A 19,874-nucleotide genomic window follows, 5' to 3' on the forward strand; every position below is an offset into this window, starting at 1 on the left:
CAGCAGGATCGACGAGCTCCTGCCATGGAACTTCAACCCGTCAAGCTGAACAGGCGTGCCGCGGTGACAGCGCTTACCGCCTTCCTCGTCCGAGCCTATTTGCTGCAGACCCACGAGATGCTGTTCGATGCCCACTGGCACGGCTTCCGCGTCTTTGGCGGCGTTCCGGAGCGTGGGATCTACGACAGCGGGAATTGTCCGCCATTGGTCCGAGGACAATGGACGCGAAGACGGCGGTGGACCGGGTTGGCCGTGGCAAAGAGCGTCAGGTGAACATGCGCTTCCTGGCCATGGCAAACCACTACGTGTTCGAGCCGGAGTTCTGCAATCCGGCGGCGGGCTGGGAAAAGGGTCAGGTCGAAAAGAACGTCCAGGACGCCCGCCCGCGCTTATGGAACCCCATGCCGAACTTCCCCGACCTTGCTTCGCTGAACGCATGGCTGGAACGACGCTGCATGGAGTTCTGGCGCGACACCCCCCATGGCACCCTCGCGGGCAGCATCGCGGATGCCTGGGGCTCGGAGCAAGCGGCGCTCATGCAGCTGCCACCTGCCTTCGACGGCTTTGTCGAGCAGAGCAAGCGCGTGTCCCCGACCTGCTTGATCAGCTTCGAGCGCAATCGCTACAGCGTCCCCGCCTCCTTTGCCAATAGACCAGTCAGCCTCCGGATCTACCCCGATCGCCTCGTAGTCGCCGCGGAAGGGCAAATTCTGTGCGAGCACGATCGGCTGATCCAGAGGTCTCACCATCTGCCCGGCAGAACGATCTACGACTGGCGCCACTACCTGGCCGTCATCCAGCGAAAGCCCGGAGCCCTGCGCAATGGCGCCCCCTTCGTGGATCTGCCGCCCGCCTTCCGGCAATTGCAGAGCCAATTGCTACGACGGCCCGGGGGAGACCGGGAGATGGTCGATATCCTTGCCCTGGTCTTGCATCACGACGAGCAAGTGGTGCTGAACGCGGTCGAGCTGGCGCTCTCCGAGGGCGTCGCGACCAAGACCCACGTCCTGAATCTTCTGCACCGCCTGATCGACGGGAAGTCGACCGACGCTCCCTCCATCGACCCGCCGGGTGCCTTGGCCCTCAAGCGAGAGCCCCGGGCCAATGTGGAGCGCTATGACGAGCTGCGGCCTCGCGATGCTGGAAGCCGCCATGCGTCATGACACAGCCAGCGGTGCCATCGTGATCATGCTGCGCAGCCTCAAGATGCACGGGATGGCTCAAGCCGTGATCGACCTGATCGAGCAGGGTGCGCCGGCGTTCGAAGCCGCCGTGCCGATCCTGACGCAGCTCCTGAAGGCTGAGGTCGCGGAGCGCGAGGTGCGCTCGATCGCCTACCACATGAGGGTGGCACGCTTCCCGGCCTACAAGGATCTGCCCAACTTCGACTTCTCGTCCAGCGAGATGAACGAGGCAACGGTGCGCCAGTTGCATCGTGGCGAGTTCATGGAAGGAGCGCAGAACGTCGTTCTCATCGGCGGCCCCGGCACTGGGAAGACCCACATCGCCACCGCGCTCGGCATCCATGCCATTGAGCATCATCGCCGGAGAGTGCGCTTCTTCTCGACCATCGAACTCGTCAACGCTCTCGAGCAGGAGAAGGCCAAGGGAAAAGCCGGACACATCGCGGAGACCCTCACCCGCCTCGACCTGGTGATCCTGGACGAGCTCGGATACCTGCCGTTCAGCGCTTCAGGGGGCGCCTTGCTCTTCCATCTGCTGAGCAAGCTATACGAGCGCACCAGCGTGATCATCACCACGAACCTCAGCTTCAGCGAGTGGGCCACAGTGTTCGGTGACGCCAAGATGACCACCGCGCTCCTCGATCGGCTGACCCATCGCTGCCACATCCTCGAGACCGGAAACGACAGCTTCCGCTTCAAGGACAGCGCGGCCGCAGCCACCCGGAAAAAGAGGGAGGGAAGCCATGTCTTGACCCAATCATGACCCGCTCAGCATAATCCAAGGTGGGTCACTTCTCGATGGAAACCCCGGGTCAGTTCTGGGTGGAAATCAACACTTGAAGGCCTTGGCAGCCACCTTCGGTAGTGCAGCCATCGCCGCTTTGGCAAGCTCCAGCGAACCGTCGGTGTTCTACGCTGTCGCAGCCCTGATACCAATCTTTATGTTCTGGCTCATGGACGCCCAGTATCTCCGAATTGAACGAGCCTATCGCAAGCTTTACGACAAGGTCAGAACGGGTGAGCAGGTAGAGCCCTACTCCCTGGACGCAACGGCATTCATGTCCCACTTCGGTGTCGCACTCAGAATTGCGATCAGCTGGTCCGTTGCCATCTTTTATCTCGCGATTCTGATCTCCCTGGCAGTCGTCGCATCTATTATTTTTTGCGGAGCATAGCACTCACCGATGTTTTCACCCACACCATCCAAGAGAAGAGTATTCTTCTCGTTCCATTACCAAAACGACATCTGGCGTGTGAACCAAGTTAGAAATTCGTGGCGCTACGCAAAACCAGACACTCGTGAAGGGTTCGGATTCTACGACGCAAGCATCTGGGAGAGCGCGAAGCGGACAAGTGATGATTCACTTAAAAATCTCATTCGAAATGGGATTTCCAACACTTCGGTGACATGTGTCTTGGCAGGTGAACAGACCTACGCACGGAGATGGGTTCGCTATGAAATCGCCCGAAGTGTCTTGAAGGGAAATGGCCTTCTGACGGTCAACATATCGAGTCTGCGGGATAGACTTGGATATCAAGCAACACAGGGTCCGAACCCTTTGGACTACATGGGGCTCTACAGGGACAATCTTGGCCAGATCCGCTTGGCAGAATTGAAGACAAACAAGTGGCACCGGTACCAGGATTATCAGCAGGTAGTCACGCCACCTGAAACTTGGTTTGTCCCCGCAGGAAATGTTGTCCACAAGCTCAGCAATTATGCCCTTCACTATTGTTACGTCGCACACAGGGGGAGCGACAACTTCGGAAGTTGGGTCAGGAATGCAGCAAGTATAGTGGGGCGGTAAATGGTAAACCAATCGACAATCATGAATTACAGGGCGGAACCAGCGTTCCAAGACCGAAGCCGTGTGATCAACGAAGCCCTGGAAAAGAACCGCCAAACCGCCTTTCTGTCACACAGCCACAAGGACTATGAACTCGTCAGGAGGGTTCAGGCGTTTTTGCGAGATAACGGCTGGAATGTGTACGTCGACTGGCAGGATGAAAGCATGCCTACGAGCACCAACCGCGAAACTGCAAAAAAGATTAAGGACAAGATCCTGAAGCTGGACTGGTTCCTCTTCCTGGCCACCCAGAACTCAATGGTAAGCAGATGGTGCCCCTGGGAGATCGGATATGCAGACGGCGTGAAACCAATATCCAACATCATCGTGATCCCAACAACTGATCAGTCCGGAAAAACGCATGGGAGCGAGTATCTGGACCTCTATCGCCGAATTGAGCATGGCTCCTCTCCAACTAAGAGTGCCTACGCCGTATTCGATCCTCGCGCCCAGAGAGGCACCTTTCTTGAGAGTATCCACCGCTGATCAGGCGCATTGGTTGAGAATGAGCACCTCCCCGAAATCGGACAGTGACGGAAGCTACGATCTGACGTGTGCTGGTCTCCAAGAAAGAGAAGATCAGAATATGTCGCATATCGCGTACCGATGGCTCCACAGCGTGCTTTGCAGGCATACGAAGAGACACATAACGGATGAATTCCCCTCTTCCCGTATAGCGGGTGTGCCGGACTCTAATCGACGCTGGAGGAAATATCCCGTGGCAGGTCAATCTCCGAAATACTTGTCGGCTGCCCCAACCCCAAAGGTCTCCAGCGCTGTGCGGTCCATCTCGAAACCCTCCGGCCGCACCAGGAAATGCGGGATGAAGGGCCCTCCATAATCCACCACAGGATGGCCCTGATGGGTGTGAAGCTCCCCGTTCGCTTCTTGGGCCAACATGATGAAGTCGACGAGATACTGGACGCCATTGAACAAGGCACTTCGTTCTGCCGCAGGAAGGTCGACGATTGTTTTCAGGTCAATCACCTGGTTCATCAGATCGACGAATTCCTGCTCGGTGAAGTTCTTGGGAAGTTGCTTGGCGAAATCGGAAAGATTCATGGTTGCGCCTTCTGTGAAAAAGATGATGCCCACAGGTTCCCGCAGATTCGGGAACTGCCCTCGAGACAGTGGTAGGCTAGCTTTTCCGACTGACGCAACAGGAAACATCGCTCGGAGCAACTTCCATCTTATTGAGAGAATTGCGAAAAATTGACATTGATCTTTTCTAGAAAGTAGCTGCCCGTATGATTTAGGAGTGACCGACTACAGGATATTGCTCCCAGCTTCGAATAGACCTCCGACCCATCAGGCTAATTGAGCCCCGGTTATCAACATAATTCCGACAGCGCACACCGTCGGGCGTCTGCGTATTTTCAAAGAGCTGCCTTATAATCTCTGAAGAGCCAGAAACACTGAGGTCCCACAATGCACACCCAGAAATCCCCGCAATCCTTGAGCGCCCATGTCATCGGGTCCGCTCTTCTCCTCCTGTCGAGCGCCCAGATGGCCCCCGCCCAGGAGGCCGCCATGCTGGGCGCGATGGTCGCGCCGGGCGCGTCCGTCACGCTCGACAAGCACGGCACCTGCCGGGTTATTACGAACATGGGCGACGCGCCGGTCATGGTCCCAGCCAACACGCCAGAAGAATGGAGTGTAGGGCAGACCGCTTTCCTGAACAACCTCTCGGGTATGAGCGGGGTGGGCGTTGCCTCCTGCGGCTTAGATCTCAATATGGAGAATGAATTCGCATTTATCTGTGGTTCAGGATACGCACAGGTGTGCGCAGATGCTTTGGCCTTTAAGGCCAAAGCCGCGAGTGATGCAGGATACACCGTCCACAAAATTCCCGTAAATAAGCTCCAAAGTCACGGATTGACATTCGCGTGGTTCCAAACTTCTGAGCAAAACATTCAAACCCTTGATAAAGTTTGCAAAACTCAAGAATTGGTATCAGAGGCAGGCCTTTATTGGACGATGATTTGGAATGGATCCGGCGAAGATCCACATATGATTGGTGCCATTTATAAATGCGAGTGACCATGTCTGGACGCTATCAGCCCTTCGTGTCGGCGCATGGCGTCAAGCTCCGCCTTGCACGAATGCCGCTTGGGCTGACACCCGCCCTTTGCGGCCCTCAACCCAAGCGGCAGCTATGATCTTGGCCGAACTAAGCGCGCGCTCGGATCGAACGCTCAATGCGACAACGGGCTGCTTGCCATGGCCTCTGCCCTGGCCAGCATTCTGGACACATGGCGCAGATTGAGATCATGCTCCCCGGCAACGTGATCAATCACGTCGCATATGGCGCCCAGGGCGGCTTCAGACAACCCCCGTCGTGCGCCCTCGCGCTCCGCGAAGGAGATGAGGTCTCCCTTGCCGGGGCCGGCGAGGCGCAGGATGTCCAGGCGGCTCAGGAACGGGGCCGGAAGCGTCGTCAGGCTGTTCGAGGTCAGGACCCAGCTGATCCAGGACATGTCGAAGCCGACCTGGTAGTAGGGGCACTTCCAGGCCACGGCAGACGAGCGTTCCAACAGCGGCAACAGCCCCTCGGCCAAGCCGTAGGCCTGCCCCTTGGTCGAGGTCGGCGTCCCGGCCTTCTCGATCTCGTCGATCACCACGATCGGGTTCGCGCAGAGGCTCTGCACGATGGTCTGCAGGGGCCGTCCAGGGAAGGCCGAGCCCCAGCCGCGTTGCGAGCCGTTGACGACGAAGGAGGCCTGCTCAGCGGTTCCCTCGATGCCACACCGCGGCACCCCGAGGTGGCGCCCGAGTTCGCGTGACCACACGCTCTTGCCGAGCCCCGGCGGACCGTCGAGCAGCACGGGCGGCAGCCTGAACCCGGGCTCTCCCACCCGCACCGAGCGGCGCATCGCTTTCCAGAGGAAGTCAGTGGCCGCCGCCATCCAGGGCATCTCGGCATGAATGGCTGCGGCGATCTCATCGGCGCGGTGTTCACTCGCGATGCCGACCAGATCGGCCCCGCCCCGGAACGCCTCGAGCGCGCGCCGATCCTCCGAACTGAGATGGCTGAGCCCGGAAACCTTGGCACGCGCCCGCATCACCCGGCGCGCGCGGCGCAGGATCCTGGTCCGATCCTTTTCCGAGAGATGCACCGCGATGAGGTCCTCGTTCCAGCGCAACTCATCTTCAAAGTCTCCCGGCACCTTCGGGGACACCCCGTCTCGGAGCGCACGGAGCTTGCGCAGATGCCACTCGAAGCGGCGCTTGAGGGCGAACTCGTCCTCGTCGGGATCGGCGATGCGGGCATCGATGAACTTGATCTTCGTCATGGAGGTCCTTTCTGGCGCAGAGCGCCATGCCCTCGAGCAGAGGTTCTGCAGGAGGGGGAAGTTGGAAAGAACCCGGCCGGATTTGCCCTGAGGGATGCCGAAAGCGCGGCTAGCCGTCAACGGCGCCTGCCAGGACGGAGCGCCCCGACGGTGCATCAAAGGCCGCAAATCCGCCAGTCGCGCAAGTCATTGATATAAAAAGAAACCACCGACTGCGGCGCAGCCGATGGTCATTTGGTCTGTGCCGGAATGGACAAATTACCCCGGAAATGGACAAGATTTAGTGGGTCCTACACTCTACCCCCCAAACCCGGTTCACCCGCACTTCGAGTGGCCGCAGCTCGAGCAGGTCATGCAACCTTCGACCATCATCATCGAGAATTGCCCGCACGACGGGCAGGCCTTGCCGCGCGGTGCATCCAATCCCACGACCTTGGCTGTGGGGTCGGACTTCAGGCCCTTGCCCTCGCCCTCGAGGAAGCCGGTCGCCACGAGGTGTTTCTCGATCACCCCGCCGATCGCCGCGAGGATCGAGGGGATGTACTTGCCCTGCACCCAGGCGCCACCGCGCGGATCGAAGACCGCCTTCAGCTCCTCGACCACGAAGGACACGTCGCCGCCGCGGCGGAACACCGCGGAAATCATCCGCGTCAGCGCCACGGTCCAGGCGTAATGCTCCATGTTCTTGGAGTTGATGAAAACCTCGAACGGCCGGCGGTGGCCGCCGACGATGATGTCGTTGATCGTGAGGTAGATCGCGTGCTCGCTGTCCGGCCACTTCAGCTTGTAGGTGTGCCCCTCGAGCGCCTGCGGGCGGTCGAGCGGCTCGGACATGTAGACCACCTCGGCGCCGCCGTCGGCGCTGGTGGTGACCACCGCCGGCGTCTCGGCCGGGGTCTTCTCGGCCGTCTCCGACACCGACAGGACCGAGCCGGTCACGTCGTTCGGGCGGTAGGTGGTGCAGCCCTTGCAGCCGGTCTCGTAGGCTTCCATGTAGACGTCCTTGAAGCCTTCGAAGGAAATGTCCTCGGGGCAGTTGATCGTCTTGGAAATCGAGCTGTCGATCCACTTCTGCGCCGCCGCCTGCATGCGCACATGCTCGAGCGGCGCCAGCGTCTGGGCGTTGACGAAATAATCCGGCAGTGCGGCATCGCCGAACTTGTCGCGCCACATCTGCACCGCGTAATCGACCACCTCTTCCTCGGTGCGGGTGCCATCCTTCTGCAGCACCTTGCGGGTGTAGGCATAGGCGAACACCGGCTCGATGCCCGACGAGACGTTGCCCGCGTAGAGCGAGATGGTGCCGGTGGGCGCGATCGAGGTCAGCAGCGCGTTGCGGATGCCATGGGTGCGGATCGCCTCGCGTACGTCGTCATCCATCTGCTCCATGTTCCCCGAGGCAAGGAACTTCTCCGCGTCGAAGAGCGGGAAGGCCCCCTTCTCCTTCGCGAGCTCGACCGAAGCGAGGTAGGAGGCGCGGGCGATGCGCTTGAGCCAGGCCTCGGTCTGCGCCGCGGCCTCTTCCGAGCCGTAGCGCAGCCCCATCATCAGCAGCGCGTCGGCAAGCCCGGTGACGCCGAGGCCGATGCGGCGCTTGTTGCGGGCTTCCTCGGCCTGCTGCGGCAGCGGGAAGTTCGAGGCATCGACGACGTTGTCCATCATCCGCACCGCGAGGGCCACCAGTTCGTCGAGCTTGGCCTCGGGGATGTCGGCACCCGCCTCGAAGGGCGTGTCCACCAGCCGCGCGAGGTTGATCGAGCCCAGCAGGCAGGCGCCATAGGGCGGCAGCGGCTGCTCGCCGCAGGGGTTGGTCGCCGAGATCTGCTCGATATAGCTGAGGTTGTTGGCCTTGTTGATGCGGTCGATGAAGATCACGCCCGGCTCGGCATAGTCGTAGGTGGCCTTCATGATCTTGTTCCACAGATCGCGCGCCTTGACGGTGTGGTAGACCTTGCCGTCGAACTGCAGGTCCCACGAGCCGTCCGCCTTCACCGCTTCCATGAAGGGATCGGTGACCAGCACGGAAAGGTTGAACATGCGCAGCCGCGCGCTGTCGGCCTTGGCCGAGATGAACTGCTCGACGTCCGGGTGATCGCAGCGCATCGTCGCCATCATCGCGCCGCGGCGCGAGCCCGCCGACATGATGGTGCGGCACATGGCATCCCAGACATCCATGAACGACAGCGGCCCCGAGGCGTCGGCGGCGACACCCGCCACATGCGCGCCCTTGGGACGGATGGTCGAGAAGTCATAGCCGATGCCCCCGCCCTGCTGCATGGTCAGCGCGGCTTCCTTGAGCATGTCGAAGATCCCCGACATGCTGTCCGGGATGGTGCCCATCACGAAGCAGTTGAACAGCGTGACCGAGCGCGCGGTGCCGGCGCCGGCGGTGATCCGGCCGGCGGGCAGGTACTGGAAATCCTCGAGCGCGCGGTAGAATTTCTCTTCCCAGACCGCGGGCTTCTTCTCCACCGAAGCGAGCGCGCGCGCGATGCGGCGCCAGCTGTCCTCGACGCTCTGATCGATCGGGGTGCCGTCCGCCTCCTTGAAGCGGTATTTCATGTCCCAGATCTGTTCGGCGATGGGGGCGGCAAAGCGAGTCATGGCAGCAGACTTCCTTGTTGGCTCGTCATTTCGAGGGCGCGGCGGCAGAGTCGCGCGGGGGTATGGCAGGGCGGTGTGACTACTCGCGACCGCGGCCCGATGCAAGAACGCGCGGTACGTAAGAGTACACGTTTTTCCGCCGCGGGCCTACCACTGCTTGAAGCCGGCGCTGTAAGGGCTACAATATGTTCTCATCCTGTTGAGGACTCTGTGGAGCATTCCGTGGATAAGTTCACCCATCTGATCAAGCTCAGCGTCGGCACCGAAAGCGTCAAGACGCTGGCCGCCTGGCAGTCCGGGCGCGCCGCGCAGACCGCCGACCGGCTGCCCTGCCACGTCACCCGCATGTGGCCCAAGCGCGAGGCGGAGCTGCTCAACGGGGGCTCGATCTACTGGGTTTTCAAGGGGCTGATCCAATGCCGACAGCGGGTGCTGCGGCTCGACGAGGTCACCGGACACGACGGCACGCGGCACTGCGCGCTGGTCCTCGACCCGGAGATTCACCGCGTCGCCACGAGCCCGCGCCGCCCCTTCCAGGGCTGGCGCTATCTCGACCCCAAGGACGCGCCGCCCGATCTCACCGCCGCCCGCGCCGAAGACGACGAACTGCCGCCCGAGCTGGCCGGTGCGCTGGCCGAGATCGGCGTTCTCTGATCCTCCAGCGGGGCGGCGCGCTCAGCCACGCAGCCGCAATGCGTACCAGAGGTAGGCAGGCACCTCGCGCAGCCCCGCCTTCACGCGGTTGAGCGAAAGCGGCACGCGGGGCGAGTCGCTTTGCACCGGCCCCACCGCCTGCACGAAGCCGAGTCGCCGCGCCGCCAGACGCGCCCGCGGCGCGTGAAACCCGTCGGTGACGACCACCACCTCGCCCGCCCCGATCCGCCGCAACAGCGGGAGCGAGAGGCGCAGGTTCTCCTCCGTGCTGGTCGAGCGGTCCTCCAGCACCAGCGCGACCTCCGGCACGCCGGCCTTTCGGCAAAGCGCTGCGATCACCGCCGCCTCGGAGGGGCCGTGCCGCCCGACGCCCCCGGAGGCAAGGATGACCGAGACCTCCCCGGCCTGCCAGAGCGCGGCCGCATGCAGCGCCCGGCGCCGCAGAGTCGGCGAGGCCCGCCCGCCGCTCCAGACCGCCGCCCCCAGCACCAGCGCCACGCGTGGTCCGCCTTGCTGCGCCACCATTCCGCCCCTTCTTCTCTTTCCAAATACGCCCGCCGGAGGCAGCCACAAGCGCTGCGCCCTGCGTATTTGTGGAACAATGAAGACCTATCGCGCGCAAGCCCAAAGAAAACGCCGCCGGGAGGATGTCCCGGCGGCGCCCCGTTCGATACCCCGAGCAGGGATCAGTTCGGAATCTCGGCGGTCAGCCCTTCGACGTAGAAGTCCATGCCGGCCAGCACGCCATCCTCGGCCACTTCGCCGTCCGCAAGCCAGGCCGAACCGTCCTGCTTGTTGATCGGGCCGGTGAACGGGTGGTAGGTGCCCGCGGCGATGTCGTCCTTCATCTTCAGCACCGTGGACTTGACGTCCTCCGGCACCGGGCCGGTGATTTCGCCAATGCCGACCATGCCGTCGCCGATGCCCTGCCAGACGTTCTGGCTGGTCCAGGTGCCGTCGATGATCGCCTGCACGCGGTCGATGTAATAGGGCGCCCATTCGTCGATGATCGACGACAGCCGCGGCTGCGGCGCGTAGTCATACATGTCGCCCGCCTGGCCGAAGCCGAAACCGCCCGCCTTCTCCAGCACCGACAGCGGCGCGGTCGAGTCGGTATGCGCCAGCACGACATCGACGCCCTGGTCGAGCAGCGCCTGGGTGGCGTCCGCCTCTTTCGCCGGGTCGAACCAGGTCGACAGCCAGACCACCGACATCTCGACGTCCGGGTTGGCCTTCTTGGCGTGCAGGAAGGACGAGTTGATGCCGCGGATCACTTCCGGGATCGGGAAGGAGCCGATGTAGCCGATCTTGTTCGACTTGGTCATCGCGCCGGCGAGATAGCCGGTGATCGCCCGGCCCTCGTAGAAGCGCGCCGAATAGGCCGAGACGTTCTCGGCTGTCTTGTAGCCGGTGGCGTGCTCGAACTTCACGTCCGGGAACTTGGCCGCGACGTTGATCGTCGGGTCCATGTAGCCGAAGGAGGTGGTGAAGATGAGGTCGGCCCCGGACAGCGCCATCTGGGTCAGCACGCGCTCGGCGTCGGCGCCCTCGGGCACGCTCTCCTGCTCGACCATCTCGATGGCGTCGCCGAAGTGCTCCTTCATCTTCACCGCCGCCTCGTGGTGGTGCTGCGACCAGCCGCCGTCGTTCACCGGGCCGACATAGACGAAGGCGATCTTCGGCTTGTCCTGGGCAAAGGCCGGGGCGGCGGCAAGCGCCAGGCCCATTGCGGCGCTGGCAAGAAGCGTTCTGCGTTTCATTATGGTCAGTCTCCCTGTCTTCATACTGTCTTCAAGAAACTCCGGCACCCGCCGGAAGGGCTCTGCGCCCGGCCCGAGAGTGTCAGGTCGAGGCGTGGAAAGAGCGGCCCAGCGATCCGGGTGCGCCATGCACCCCGCGGGCCGAGATCACCACCAACACCAGGATGGTGATCACGTAGGGCGACATCGACAGCAGTTCCACCGGCACCTTGGCCCCCGCGGCCTGGAGGTTGAGCTGCAGCACCGTGACGCCGCCGAAGAGATAGGCACCGATCAGCACTCCGAGCGGCCGCCAGCTGGCGAAGACGACGATGGCCAGCGCGATCCAGCCGGCGCCGGCGGTCATGCCCTCGGTCCATTGCGGCACCCGCACGAGGCTGACGTAAGCGCCGCCGAGCCCGGCGCAGGCACCGCCGAAGAAGATCGCCGCCAGCCGCACCCGCACCACCTTGTAGCCGAGCGCATGCGCGCTCTCGTGGTCCTCTCCCACCGCGCGCAGGATCAGCCCGGCACGGGTGTATTTCAGGAAGGCCCAGACCCCGGCCACCAGCGCGAGGCTCACGTAGACCATGAAGTCGTGGCGGAAGACCATCGGCCCGATCACCGGGATCTCGGCAAGGCCGGGAATCCACAGCTTGCCCAGCCCCGGCGCCCGCACCCCCTCGAAGGACGCGCCGACCAGCGCCGAGAGCCCCAGCCCCACCAGCGTCAGCCCGAGGCCCGTCGCCACCTGGTTCGACAGCAGCACCTGGGTCAGGAAGCCGAAGCTCAGCGACAGCACTGCCGAGGCCAGCGCGGCCGCGGCAAAGCCGATCACCGGCGAGCCGGTGCTCACCGCTGCCGCGAAGCCGACCACCGCACCGGTGATCATCATGCCCTCGACCCCGAGGTTCAGCACCCCGGCCTTTTCCACCACCATCTCGCCGATGGCGGCCAGCAGGATCGGCGTCGCCGAGACCATGATCGAGGCGACAAGAAGCACGGGATCCATCAGGCCAGCTCCCCCTTGGCAAAGCGGATGCGGTAATTGGTGAAGACGTCGGTCGCCAGCAGGAAGAACAGCAGCATCCCCTGGAACAGCTGGATCGACGCGCCCGGCAGGCCGAGCATCAGCTGCGCCAGCTCGCCGCCGATATAGGTCAGCGCCATCAGCAGCCCCGCCAGCAGGATGCCCACCGGGTTGAGCCGCCCGAGGAAGGCGACGATGATCGCGGTGAAGCCATAGCCCGAGTTGAAGTCGATGGTGATCTGCCCGGCCGGGCCGGTCACCTCGAACAGCCCCGCCGCCCCGGCCAGCGCCCCCGAGATCCCGAGGCAGAGAAAGACGATGCGCGCCGGGCTCACCCCCGAGAAGCGCGCCGCCCGTGGCGCCTCGCCGGTCAGGCGGATGTTGTAGCCCTGGATGTGGCGCGCCATCAGCACGTAGGCGGCGATCACCGCGATCAGCGCGGCGACCACGCCCCAGTGCAGGCCGGTGTTCGCGATCAGCTCGTCATTGTGCACCGCCGGCCATTGCTTGAAGTTCCGCGAGCCGGGAAAGCCCATGCCCTCCGGGCTGCGCAGCCAGCTCGCCGAGGCCGAGGCGAGGATGTTCTCGGCGACGTACACCAGCATCAGCGAGACGAGGATTTCATTGGTGCCGAACCGCGTCTTCAGCACCGCGGGGATCATGGCCCAGGCCCAGCCGCCAAGCGCACCGGCGACCACCATCAACGGGAAGAGCAGCACGCTTTCCGAGGGGTAGAAGGCCAGGCCCACGGCCGCGCCGGTGACGGCCCCCATGATGTACTGCCCCTCGGCCCCGATGTTCCAGATGCCCGCCTTGAAACCGATCGACAGGCCGATGGCGATGAGGATCAGCGGCCCCGCCTTCACCAGCAGCTGCGGCCGCGAATAGCCGGCGAACTGCGGATGGAACAGCGGATCCCAGAAGATCGTGCGGATCGCCTCCAGCGGCGGCTTGCCCAGGAGCGCGAACATGATGCCGCCCACCACCATGGTCAGAACCACGGCGATCAGCGGCGTCACCACGGTCCAGAGCCGCGAGGGCTGGGGACGTTTCTCGAGGCGGATCATAGGGAGCCTCCCACCGGCGCCGCGCGGGTGTCGCCGCCGCGCCGTGCGTATTTGGAAAGAGAAGAAGCGGAAAGGGCTGCGCGGAAGACCGAAGCCCGCGGCTTCTTCTCTTCGAAAATACGCATATCCGGCACCAGCCAGCCAGCGCCGCGCCGGGGATCAGCCATCGACATGGGCCACCTCCATGTCATGCGCCCCGCCCATCATCAGGCCGATCTTCTCGATGTCGAGCTCGGCGACGGCGCGGGCGGGCGAGAGACGCCCCTCGTTCAGCGCCGCGAAACGGTCCGAGATCTCCATCAGCTCGTCGAGGTCCTGGCTGATGACGACGATCGCCGCGCCCTTGGCGGCGAGATCGAGCAGCGCCTGGCGGATCGCCGCGGCGGCGGCGGCATCGACACCCCAGGTCGGCTGGTTGACCACGAAGACCTCGGGGTTCTGCAGGATTTCCCGCCCGACCACGAATTTCTGCAGGTTGCCGCCCGAGAGCGCCCGCGCCGCCGTGCCGGGGCCCGGGGTGCGCACGTCGAAGCGCTCGATGACCTTCTCGGCGAAGGCCTTCGACTTGCCCCAGTCGATGAAGCCGCCCTGCACCAGCCCCTCGCGGCGCGCGCCGGTGAGCACGGCGTTCTCGGTCAGGCTCATGTTGGGCGCGGCGGCGTGGCCAAGCCGTTCCTCGGGACCCGAGAGCAGACCCGCGTCGCGGCGGCCGACCGGGCCGAGGCGGCTGACGTCCTGCCCCTTGAAGAAGATCGTGCCCGCCGGGGCGAGCCGCTCGCCCGAGAGCGCCATCAGAAGCTCGTCCTGGCCGTTGCCGGCGACGCCGCCGATGCCCAGCACCTCGCCGGCGCGGACCTCGAGCGAGACCTCGCGCAGCGGCGTGCCGAAGGCGCCCGGCGCGGGCAGCGAGAGCTTGTCGGTGCGCAGGAGCACCGCGCCCTTCTCTCCGGCGCGCGCCTCGGGGGTGTTGAAGCTCGAGCCGACCATCAGCTCGGCCATCTGCCGGGCGGTCACCTCGCGCGGGGTGCAGGTGCCGACGTTCTTGCCGAGCCGCAGGATCGTCGCCTCGTCGCAGAGCGCGCGGATCTCTTCCAGCTTGTGCGAGATGTAGAGGATCGAAGTGCCCTCGGCGCGCAGCTTGTTCAGCGTCTGGAAGAGGATGTCCACCTCCTGCGGGGTCAGCACCGAGGTCGGCTCGTCCATGATCAGCAGGCGCGGGTTCTGCAGCAGGCAGCGGATGATCTCGACCCGTTGGCGCTCGCCCGCCGAGAGCGTGCCGACGGTGCGCGTGGGATCGAGCGGCAGCCCGTAGGTTTCCGAGACCTCGCGGATCTGCCGGGCAAGGTCGCGCGGTTTCGGCGGGTTTTCCATGCCGAGCGCCACGTTCTCGGCGACGTCCAGCGCCTCGAAGAGCGAGAAGTGCTGGAACACCATGGCGACGCCGGAGCGGCGCGCGTCCGACGGCTTGCCGGGCGCATAGGCCGCGCCGTCCAGCACCATCTCGCCGGCATCGGGCTTCACCAGCCCGAAGATCATCTTCACCAGCGTCGACTTGCCCGCGCCGTTCTCGCCAAGCAGCGCGTGGATCTCGCCCTTGCCGATGTCGAAGGAGACATCGTCATTGGCCACGACACCTGGATAGGCCTTGGTCAGGCCCCGGATGCTGAGGAGTGTATCCACGCCGTCCCGTCCCCTTTTTTCTGCCCCAATAGCTGCCCGGCCACGCCGATGGCAATTGCCTGTGGGTGTCGCCCGTATGTTTTTTGACCAATTGGACAAGAAATGCGAGATATTTGAGCGTCTGCATGACCCAACGTCCGCAACCGGCTGCGGAAGCGCGCCCATTTGGTGTCGGACCCGATCAGCCCGGCGAAGGCGAAGTCATGGGTCAGAAGCGCGTGGCAGAGCGCGAGGTCGATCTCGTGGCTGTAGGTGAGGATGAGATGCTCGGCCTCTGCCGGCGCATGCGCCACCACCCGCGCCGGATCGGCGGCGGGCAGCACCGTGACGCCCGAAGGCACCTCGTCGGGGAACCGCTCGGGCGCGGTGTCGACCCAGGTGATTGCCAGATCGGGCAGCGGTGCCAGCACCTGCACCATGGCGCGGCCAACGTGGCCCGCGCCCCAGATCCACAGCTGCCGCGCCGGGCGCGCCAGCGGCTCGACCATCCAGCCCTGCACAAGCTGCGGCTCGGGCAGGCGGCCCTGCCCGCGCGCCCGGTCGATCAACCGTTGCACGGCGAGCGGGCGCTCTCCGGACCCGCGCGCGATGATCTCCTGACCCTCGAGCGCCGCGACGCCCGCGGCGTCGAAAACCTCGGTCCAGAGCACCACGGCGCCGCCGCAGCATTGACCGAGCCCCGGCCCCAGCGGGTGACGGGTGAGGCCCGGCGCGCGCAGCGCCTGCTCCACGGCCATGAGCTCCAGCGCGCCGCCGCCGATGGTGCCACTCTGCCGCAGCCTGCCCGCCTCCTGCCAGACCAGCATGGCGCAGCCGACCTCGCGCGGGGCCGAGCCAGAGACCTCGGCGATCACCACGCGGGCGACCCGCCCCTGCGCCGCCACCGCGGCCTTCAGCCCGGCAAGGTCAAACCCCATGACGCAGCCTCCGCACCGCCGCCAGCACGTTCTCGGGCGTCGCGGGGGCGACGAGATCGGGATAGTCGTCGCCGCAGGAGGCCACCGCGTCAGACAGCGCGAGGAAGGCCGAGATGCCCAGCATGAAGGGCGGCTCGCCGACGGCCTTGGAGCGGTAGATGGTCTCCTCGACGTTGCGCCCGTCCCAGAGGTCCACGTTGAACACCTCGGGCCGGTCCGAGCAAGCGGGGATCTTGTAGGTCGAGGGCGCATGGGTGCGCAGCGCGCCCTTGTCGTCCCAGACCAGTTCCTCGGTGGTCAGCCAGCCCGCGCCCTGCACGTAGCCGCCCTCGATCTGGCCGATGTCCAGCGCCGGGTTCAGCGAGGCGCCGCAGTCGTGCAGGATGTCGGTGCGCAGGATGCGGTACTCGCCTGTCAGCGTATCGACCACCACCTCCGTCACCGAGGCACCGTAGGCGAAGTAGAAGAACGGCCGCCCCTTGCCGCGGATGCGGTCCCAATCGACCTTGGGCGTCTTGTAGTAGCCCGTCGACGACAGCGACACGCGGCCCCGGTAGCAGAGCACTGCCGCCTCCTCGAAGGGAATGTCGGTGCCGCCGACATGCACCCGGCCGCCCTCGAAGCGGACGTTCTCGGGCAGGTCCTGGTGCAGCTCGGCGAGATGCGCGGCCATGCGGTCGCGGATCGTGTCGCAGGCGGCCTTGACCGCCATGCCGTTGAGGTCGGAGCCGGAGGAGGCCGCCGTGGCCGAGGTGTTGGGCACCTTGCCGGTGTCGGTGGCGGTGATCTTCACCATCTCCAGCGGCACCCCGAAGCGCGCAGCGGCCACCTGCGCGACCTTCTGGAACAGGCCCTGCCCCATCTCCGTGCCGCCGTGGTTGAGCTGGATCGAGCCGTCCTGGTAGACGTGCACCAGCGCCCCGGCCTGGTTGAGGTGGGTCAGCGTGAAGGAGATGCCGAATTTCACCGGCGAGATGGCAAGCCCCTTCTTCAGCGCCGGATTGCTCTCGTTCCACGCGTCCACCGCCTTGCGCCGCGCCGCGTAGCCGCTGGTCTCTTCCAGCTTCGCGGTCATCGCGCCGAGGATGAAATCCTCGACCGGCTGGCCGTAGTGGGTCTCCTGCGGGGCCGCACCGCCCTCGATCTCCGCCATCGCCCCGCGCGAGGCCTGATCCTCGGCGTCGTCATGAGCCAGGCGTGCCCCCGCGGGCACAAGATCGGCGTAGTAGTTGCGGCGGCGCAGCTCCAGCGGGTCGATCTTCAGGTGGTGGGCGACGTGATCCATCACCCGCTCGATGCCGAAGAGGCCCTGCGGACCGCCGAAACCGCGGTAGGCGGTGGCGCTCTGCATGTTGGTCTTCAGCCGGTGGCTCTCGACCCGCAGCGCCGGGATGTCATAGGCATTGTCGGCGTGCAGCATGGCGCGGTCGGCCACGGCCAGAGACAGGTCCTGCGCCCAACCACAGCGGGTGTACTGCCGGAAATCCACCGCCTGCAGGCGACCGTCCTTGTCGAAGCCGACGGTGTAGTCGATCCGGAAGTCGTGGCGCTTGCCGGTGATCATCATGTCGTCGTCGCGGTCGTAGCGCATCTTGGCCGGACGCCCGGTTTCCGAGGCCGCCACGGCGCAGGCGATGGCCAGCGCGTTGCCCTGGCTCTCCTTGCCACCGAAGCCGCCGCCCATGCGCCGGGTCTCGACCCGCACCGCATGCATCGGCAGGTGCAGCGCATGGGCCACCTTGTGCTGGATCTCGGTGGGGTGCTGGGTGGAGCTGGCCACCACGAGATCGCCGTTTTCCTGCGGCATCACCAACGCCGCCTGCCCTTCAAGGTAGAAATGCTCCTGCCCGCCCATCTCGAGGCTGCCCTCGAGCGTGAGCGGCGCGGTCTTCAGCGCCTCGGCGGCGTTGCCCTTCTCCCAGATGCGCGGGCCCTCCTCGAAGCGGCTGTCCGCCGCGAGCGCCTGCTCGATGGTCAGGATCGGATCGTGCTGCGCGTAGGTGATCTTCGCCAGCCGCGCCGCCTTGCGCGCGGCAAGGTGGCTTGTGGCGGCAACGAGGAAGACCTGCTGCCCGAGGTAATGGATGCTGCCGTCCGAGAGAAGCGGCTCGTCGTGCAGCGAAGCCGAGCAGTCGCAGTCCGAGGGCAGGTCCTTCGCCTCCCAGACCTTCACCACGCCGGGCGCGGCGCGGACGGCCGAGAGGTCGATCGCGGTGATCTTGCCCGCCGCGATGGTCGACAGGCCGAAGGCGAGGTGCAGGCAGTCCGCCGGCACGGGGATGTCGTCGATGTAGCGGGCCTTGCCCGAGACATGCAGCGGGGCCGCGTCATGCGGCAGGGGCTTGGCGACGCTCATGCCCGCACCCCGCGCACGTCGGTGGCCACGCCGAGGTCGGCGATCAGGTAGCGGATCAGCATGTTGCGCGCGGCTTCCAGCCGATAGCCGGCGCTGGCGCGCATGTCGCTCATCGGCTGGTAGTCCTGGTCGAACGCGCCCGAGGCCGCCATCACCGTGTCCTCTGTCCAGGGCTTGCCGATCAGCGCCTGCTCCACATGCAGGGCGCGCTTCGGCGTTCCGGCCATGCCGCCAAAGGCGATGCGGGCCTCGGTTACCCGGTCGTTCTGGGTCACGATCCAGAAGGCGCCGCAGGCGGCCGAGATGTCCTGATCGAACCGCTTGGAGAGCTTGTAGACCCGCAGCCGGTCCGCCTTGAGCGGGATTGTCACCGCCTCGACGAACTCTCCGGGCAGCCGGTCCTGCTTGCCGTAGTCGAGGAAGAAGTCCTCGATCGGCATCTCGCGCCGCGCGTCGCCCTTGCGCAGGTGCAGCGTCGCGCCCAGCGCGATCAGCGCCGGCGGGTTGTCCCCGATCGGCGAGCCGTTGGCGATATTGCCGCCGATGGTGGCCGCCGCCCGCACCTGCGCCGAGCCGTAGCGGCGCAGCATCTCGGCGTAGCTGGGGTAATGGTCCTTCATCAGCGTCAGAACGCGGTCCATGGTGACACCCGCGCCGATGCGCAGGGCGTCTTCGGTCTCCGAGATCTCCTGCAAATCGACGCAGCGGTTGAGGAAGATCACCTCGTCAAGGTCGCGCAGCTGCTTGGTGACCCAGAGACCGACGTCGGTGGCCCCTGCCACCAACGTGGCGTCGGGGCTCGCCTCGTAGAGGCGCGCCAACTCGTCCGACGTCTCGGGGGCGGCACCCGCCGAAGGGGGGCTGTCTGCCCCCCGCTCGGCTGCGCCGAGCCCCCCCGAGGATATTTCTGCCAGGAGAGCTTTCTCGCCGCGCATCCACGTCGGGACCGGGGCGCTTGCCGCGGCCTCGGCGGCGCGCACGATCGGCGCGTAGCCGGTGCAGCGGCAGAGGTTGCCCGCCAGCGCGTCGTCATGGCCGGCGTCGCCGTTGAGATGCGCCGTGGCCATCGAGACCACGAAGCCCGGCGTGCAGAAGCCGCATTGCGAGCCGTGGTGATCGATCATCGCCTGCTGCACCGGGTGCGGCGCGCCGTCCGGACCGGAGATGCCCTCGACCGTGCGCAGCGCCTTGCCCTGCAGCTGCGGCAGCAGCAGGATGCAGGCGTTGACCGCCCGGCTGCCGCGCGCATCGGTGACCATGACCGTGCAGGCGCCGCAGTCGCCCTCGTTGCAGCCTTCCTTGGTGCCCCTGAGCCCGCGCTCCTCGCGCAGCCAGTCGAGCGCCGTGCGCGTGGGAGACACGCCGCGCAGCACCACGCTTTCCCCGTTCAGAAGAAAGGAGATGTCCATGTTGATGACCCGCCGCCTTACCATTGAAGTTTCCCCGCAGCGCGCCCTCGATGCGGCGTAGAAGGCGCGCGGATTCTTATCTCTTTGATCCAAG

At 65.2% G+C, this 19,874-nt stretch carries 18 protein-coding genes and 1 pseudogene; 7 read left to right on the forward strand and 12 right to left on the reverse strand.

Translation table 11 applies throughout. The features are described from left to right. The 5 genes and pseudogenes from IQ782_RS13005 to IQ782_RS13025 form a co-directional block, all read left to right on the forward strand. Positions 1-1,163, forward strand: a pseudogene (locus IQ782_RS13005) (IS21/IS408/IS1162 family transposase); the annotation flags it as partial. Beyond that, on the forward strand, positions 1,153-1,947 hold the full coding sequence (gene istB, locus IQ782_RS13010; RefSeq protein WP_194135289.1) for an IS21-like element helper ATPase IstB: 795 nt from the start codon (positions 1,153-1,155) through the stop codon (positions 1,945-1,947). The pseudogene IQ782_RS13005 and the gene istB, both read left to right, overlap by 11 nt. Positions 1,948-2,020: 73 nt before the next feature. Next, the gene (locus IQ782_RS13015; RefSeq protein WP_194135083.1) at positions 2,021-2,359 is read left to right on the forward strand and encodes a hypothetical protein; all 339 of its coding nucleotides are present in this window, start codon (positions 2,021-2,023) and stop codon (positions 2,357-2,359) included. Positions 2,360-2,368: 9 nt separating this feature from the next. Next, positions 2,369-2,992, forward strand: coding sequence for a TIR domain-containing protein (locus IQ782_RS30395; protein ID WP_194135084.1), 624 nt, complete (start codon positions 2,369-2,371; stop codon positions 2,990-2,992). A gap of 63 nt (positions 2,993-3,055) precedes the next feature. Next, positions 3,056-3,517, forward strand: coding sequence for a toll/interleukin-1 receptor domain-containing protein (locus IQ782_RS13025; protein WP_338092588.1), 462 nt, complete (start codon positions 3,056-3,058; stop codon positions 3,515-3,517). Positions 3,518-3,757: 240 nt separating this feature from the next. Here IQ782_RS13025 and IQ782_RS13030 read toward each other — a convergent pair whose 3' ends face one another. Next, entirely contained in the window at positions 3,758-4,093 is a 336-nt protein-coding gene (locus IQ782_RS13030) for a hypothetical protein (RefSeq protein ID WP_194135085.1), read from the reverse strand. 468 nt (positions 4,094-4,561) lie between these two features. Here IQ782_RS13030 and IQ782_RS13035 point away from each other — a divergent pair, with 468 nt between their 5' ends. Then, positions 4,562-5,071 (forward strand): hypothetical protein, encoded by a 510-nt coding sequence (locus tag IQ782_RS13035; protein ID WP_194135086.1) that lies wholly within the window; start codon positions 4,562-4,564, stop codon positions 5,069-5,071. A gap of 155 nt (positions 5,072-5,226) precedes the next feature. Here the strand turns inward: IQ782_RS13035 and IQ782_RS13040 are convergent, their stop codons facing one another. Both IQ782_RS13040 and IQ782_RS13045 read right to left on the reverse strand, forming a co-directional pair. Continuing rightward, a complete protein-coding gene (locus IQ782_RS13040; protein WP_194135087.1) occupies positions 5,227-6,324 on the reverse strand; it encodes an AAA family ATPase in 1,098 nt (365 codons plus the stop codon). Positions 6,325-6,639: 315 nt separating this feature from the next. Beyond that, on the reverse strand, positions 6,640-8,928 hold the full coding sequence (locus IQ782_RS13045) for an adenosylcobalamin-dependent ribonucleoside-diphosphate reductase (RefSeq protein WP_194135088.1): 2,289 nt from the start codon (positions 8,926-8,928) through the stop codon (positions 6,640-6,642). 222 nt (positions 8,929-9,150) lie between these two features. On the opposite strand from IQ782_RS13045, the gene IQ782_RS13050 reads away from it, so the two are divergent. Beyond that, a complete protein-coding gene (locus IQ782_RS13050) occupies positions 9,151-9,582 on the forward strand; it encodes a DUF1489 family protein (RefSeq protein ID WP_194135089.1) in 432 nt (143 codons plus the stop codon). Positions 9,583-9,603: 21 nt separating this feature from the next. On the opposite strand, the gene IQ782_RS13055 is transcribed toward IQ782_RS13050, so the two are convergent. The 9 genes from IQ782_RS13055 to xdhA form a co-directional block, all read right to left on the reverse strand. Beyond that, positions 9,604-10,107 (reverse strand): YdcF family protein, encoded by a 504-nt coding sequence (locus IQ782_RS13055; RefSeq protein ID WP_194135090.1) that lies wholly within the window; start codon positions 10,105-10,107, stop codon positions 9,604-9,606. A 161-nt stretch (positions 10,108-10,268) separates the two neighbouring features. Beyond that, positions 10,269-11,342 (reverse strand): BMP family ABC transporter substrate-binding protein, encoded by a 1,074-nt coding sequence (locus tag IQ782_RS13060; RefSeq protein WP_194135091.1) that lies wholly within the window; start codon positions 11,340-11,342, stop codon positions 10,269-10,271. 82 nt (positions 11,343-11,424) lie between these two features. Beyond that, a complete protein-coding gene (locus IQ782_RS13065; protein ID WP_194135092.1) occupies positions 11,425-12,333 on the reverse strand; it encodes an ABC transporter permease in 909 nt (302 codons plus the stop codon). Further along, entirely contained in the window at positions 12,333-13,418 is a 1,086-nt protein-coding gene (locus IQ782_RS13070; protein WP_194135093.1) for an ABC transporter permease, read from the reverse strand. Before IQ782_RS13070 ends, IQ782_RS13065 begins: the two co-directional genes overlap by 1 nt. Then, positions 13,415-13,591 (reverse strand): hypothetical protein, encoded by a 177-nt coding sequence (locus IQ782_RS13075; protein WP_194135094.1) that lies wholly within the window; start codon positions 13,589-13,591, stop codon positions 13,415-13,417. The genes IQ782_RS13070 and IQ782_RS13075 overlap by 4 nt, the downstream gene beginning before the upstream one ends. Continuing rightward, positions 13,578-15,098: an ATP-binding cassette domain-containing protein gene (locus IQ782_RS13080; protein WP_194135095.1), complete on the reverse strand. Its 1,521-nt coding sequence runs from the start codon at positions 15,096-15,098 to the stop codon at positions 13,578-13,580. The genes IQ782_RS13075 and IQ782_RS13080 overlap by 14 nt, the downstream gene beginning before the upstream one ends. Then, positions 15,068-16,015 (reverse strand): xanthine dehydrogenase accessory protein XdhC, encoded by a 948-nt coding sequence (gene xdhC / locus IQ782_RS13085; protein ID WP_194135096.1) that lies wholly within the window; start codon positions 16,013-16,015, stop codon positions 15,068-15,070. The genes IQ782_RS13080 and xdhC overlap by 31 nt, the downstream gene beginning before the upstream one ends. Further along, positions 16,005-18,371 carry a xanthine dehydrogenase molybdopterin binding subunit gene (gene xdhB / locus IQ782_RS13090; protein WP_194135097.1) on the reverse strand — a complete coding sequence of 789 codons (2,367 nt, stop codon included), beginning with the start codon at positions 18,369-18,371 and terminating at the stop codon, positions 16,005-16,007. The genes xdhC and xdhB overlap by 11 nt, the downstream gene beginning before the upstream one ends. Further along, entirely contained in the window at positions 18,368-19,780 is a 1,413-nt protein-coding gene (xdhA, locus tag IQ782_RS13095) for a xanthine dehydrogenase small subunit (RefSeq protein ID WP_194135098.1), read from the reverse strand. The genes xdhB and xdhA overlap by 4 nt, the downstream gene beginning before the upstream one ends. Between the last annotated feature and the right edge of the window lie 94 nt (positions 19,781-19,874).

The organism is Salipiger mangrovisoli (assembly GCF_015223355.1).
Lineage (GTDB): Bacteria > Pseudomonadota > Alphaproteobacteria > Rhodobacterales > Rhodobacteraceae > Salipiger > Salipiger mangrovisoli.

Coding starts and splice junctions, on each gene's coding strand:
- istB (WP_194135289.1), top strand. CDS start 1,153: ATGCGTCATGACACAGCCAGCGGTGCCATCGTGATCATGCTGCGCAGC.
- IQ782_RS30395 (WP_194135084.1), top strand. CDS start 2,369: ATGTTTTCACCCACACCATCCAAGAGAAGAGTATTCTTCTCGTTCCAT.
- IQ782_RS13030 (WP_194135085.1), bottom strand. CDS start 4,093: ATGAATCTTTCCGATTTCGCCAAGCAACTTCCCAAGAACTTCACCGAG.
- IQ782_RS13035 (WP_194135086.1), top strand. CDS start 4,562: ATGCTGGGCGCGATGGTCGCGCCGGGCGCGTCCGTCACGCTCGACAAG.
- IQ782_RS13040 (WP_194135087.1), bottom strand. CDS start 6,324: ATGACGAAGATCAAGTTCATCGATGCCCGCATCGCCGATCCCGACGAG.
- IQ782_RS13045 (WP_194135088.1), bottom strand. CDS start 8,928: ATGACTCGCTTTGCCGCCCCCATCGCCGAACAGATCTGGGACATGAAA.
- IQ782_RS13055 (WP_194135090.1), bottom strand. CDS start 10,107: ATGGTGGCGCAGCAAGGCGGACCACGCGTGGCGCTGGTGCTGGGGGCG.
- IQ782_RS13060 (WP_194135091.1), bottom strand. CDS start 11,342: ATGAAACGCAGAACGCTTCTTGCCAGCGCCGCAATGGGCCTGGCGCTT.
- IQ782_RS13065 (WP_194135092.1), bottom strand. CDS start 12,333: ATGGATCCCGTGCTTCTTGTCGCCTCGATCATGGTCTCGGCGACGCCG.
- IQ782_RS13070 (WP_194135093.1), bottom strand. CDS start 13,418: ATGATCCGCCTCGAGAAACGTCCCCAGCCCTCGCGGCTCTGGACCGTG.
- IQ782_RS13075 (WP_194135094.1), bottom strand. CDS start 13,591: ATGTCGATGGCTGATCCCCGGCGCGGCGCTGGCTGGCTGGTGCCGGAT.
- xdhC (WP_194135096.1), bottom strand. CDS start 16,015: ATGGGGTTTGACCTTGCCGGGCTGAAGGCCGCGGTGGCGGCGCAGGGG.
- xdhB (WP_194135097.1), bottom strand. CDS start 18,371: ATGAGCGTCGCCAAGCCCCTGCCGCATGACGCGGCCCCGCTGCATGTC.
- xdhA (WP_194135098.1), bottom strand. CDS start 19,780: ATGGACATCTCCTTTCTTCTGAACGGGGAAAGCGTGGTGCTGCGCGGC.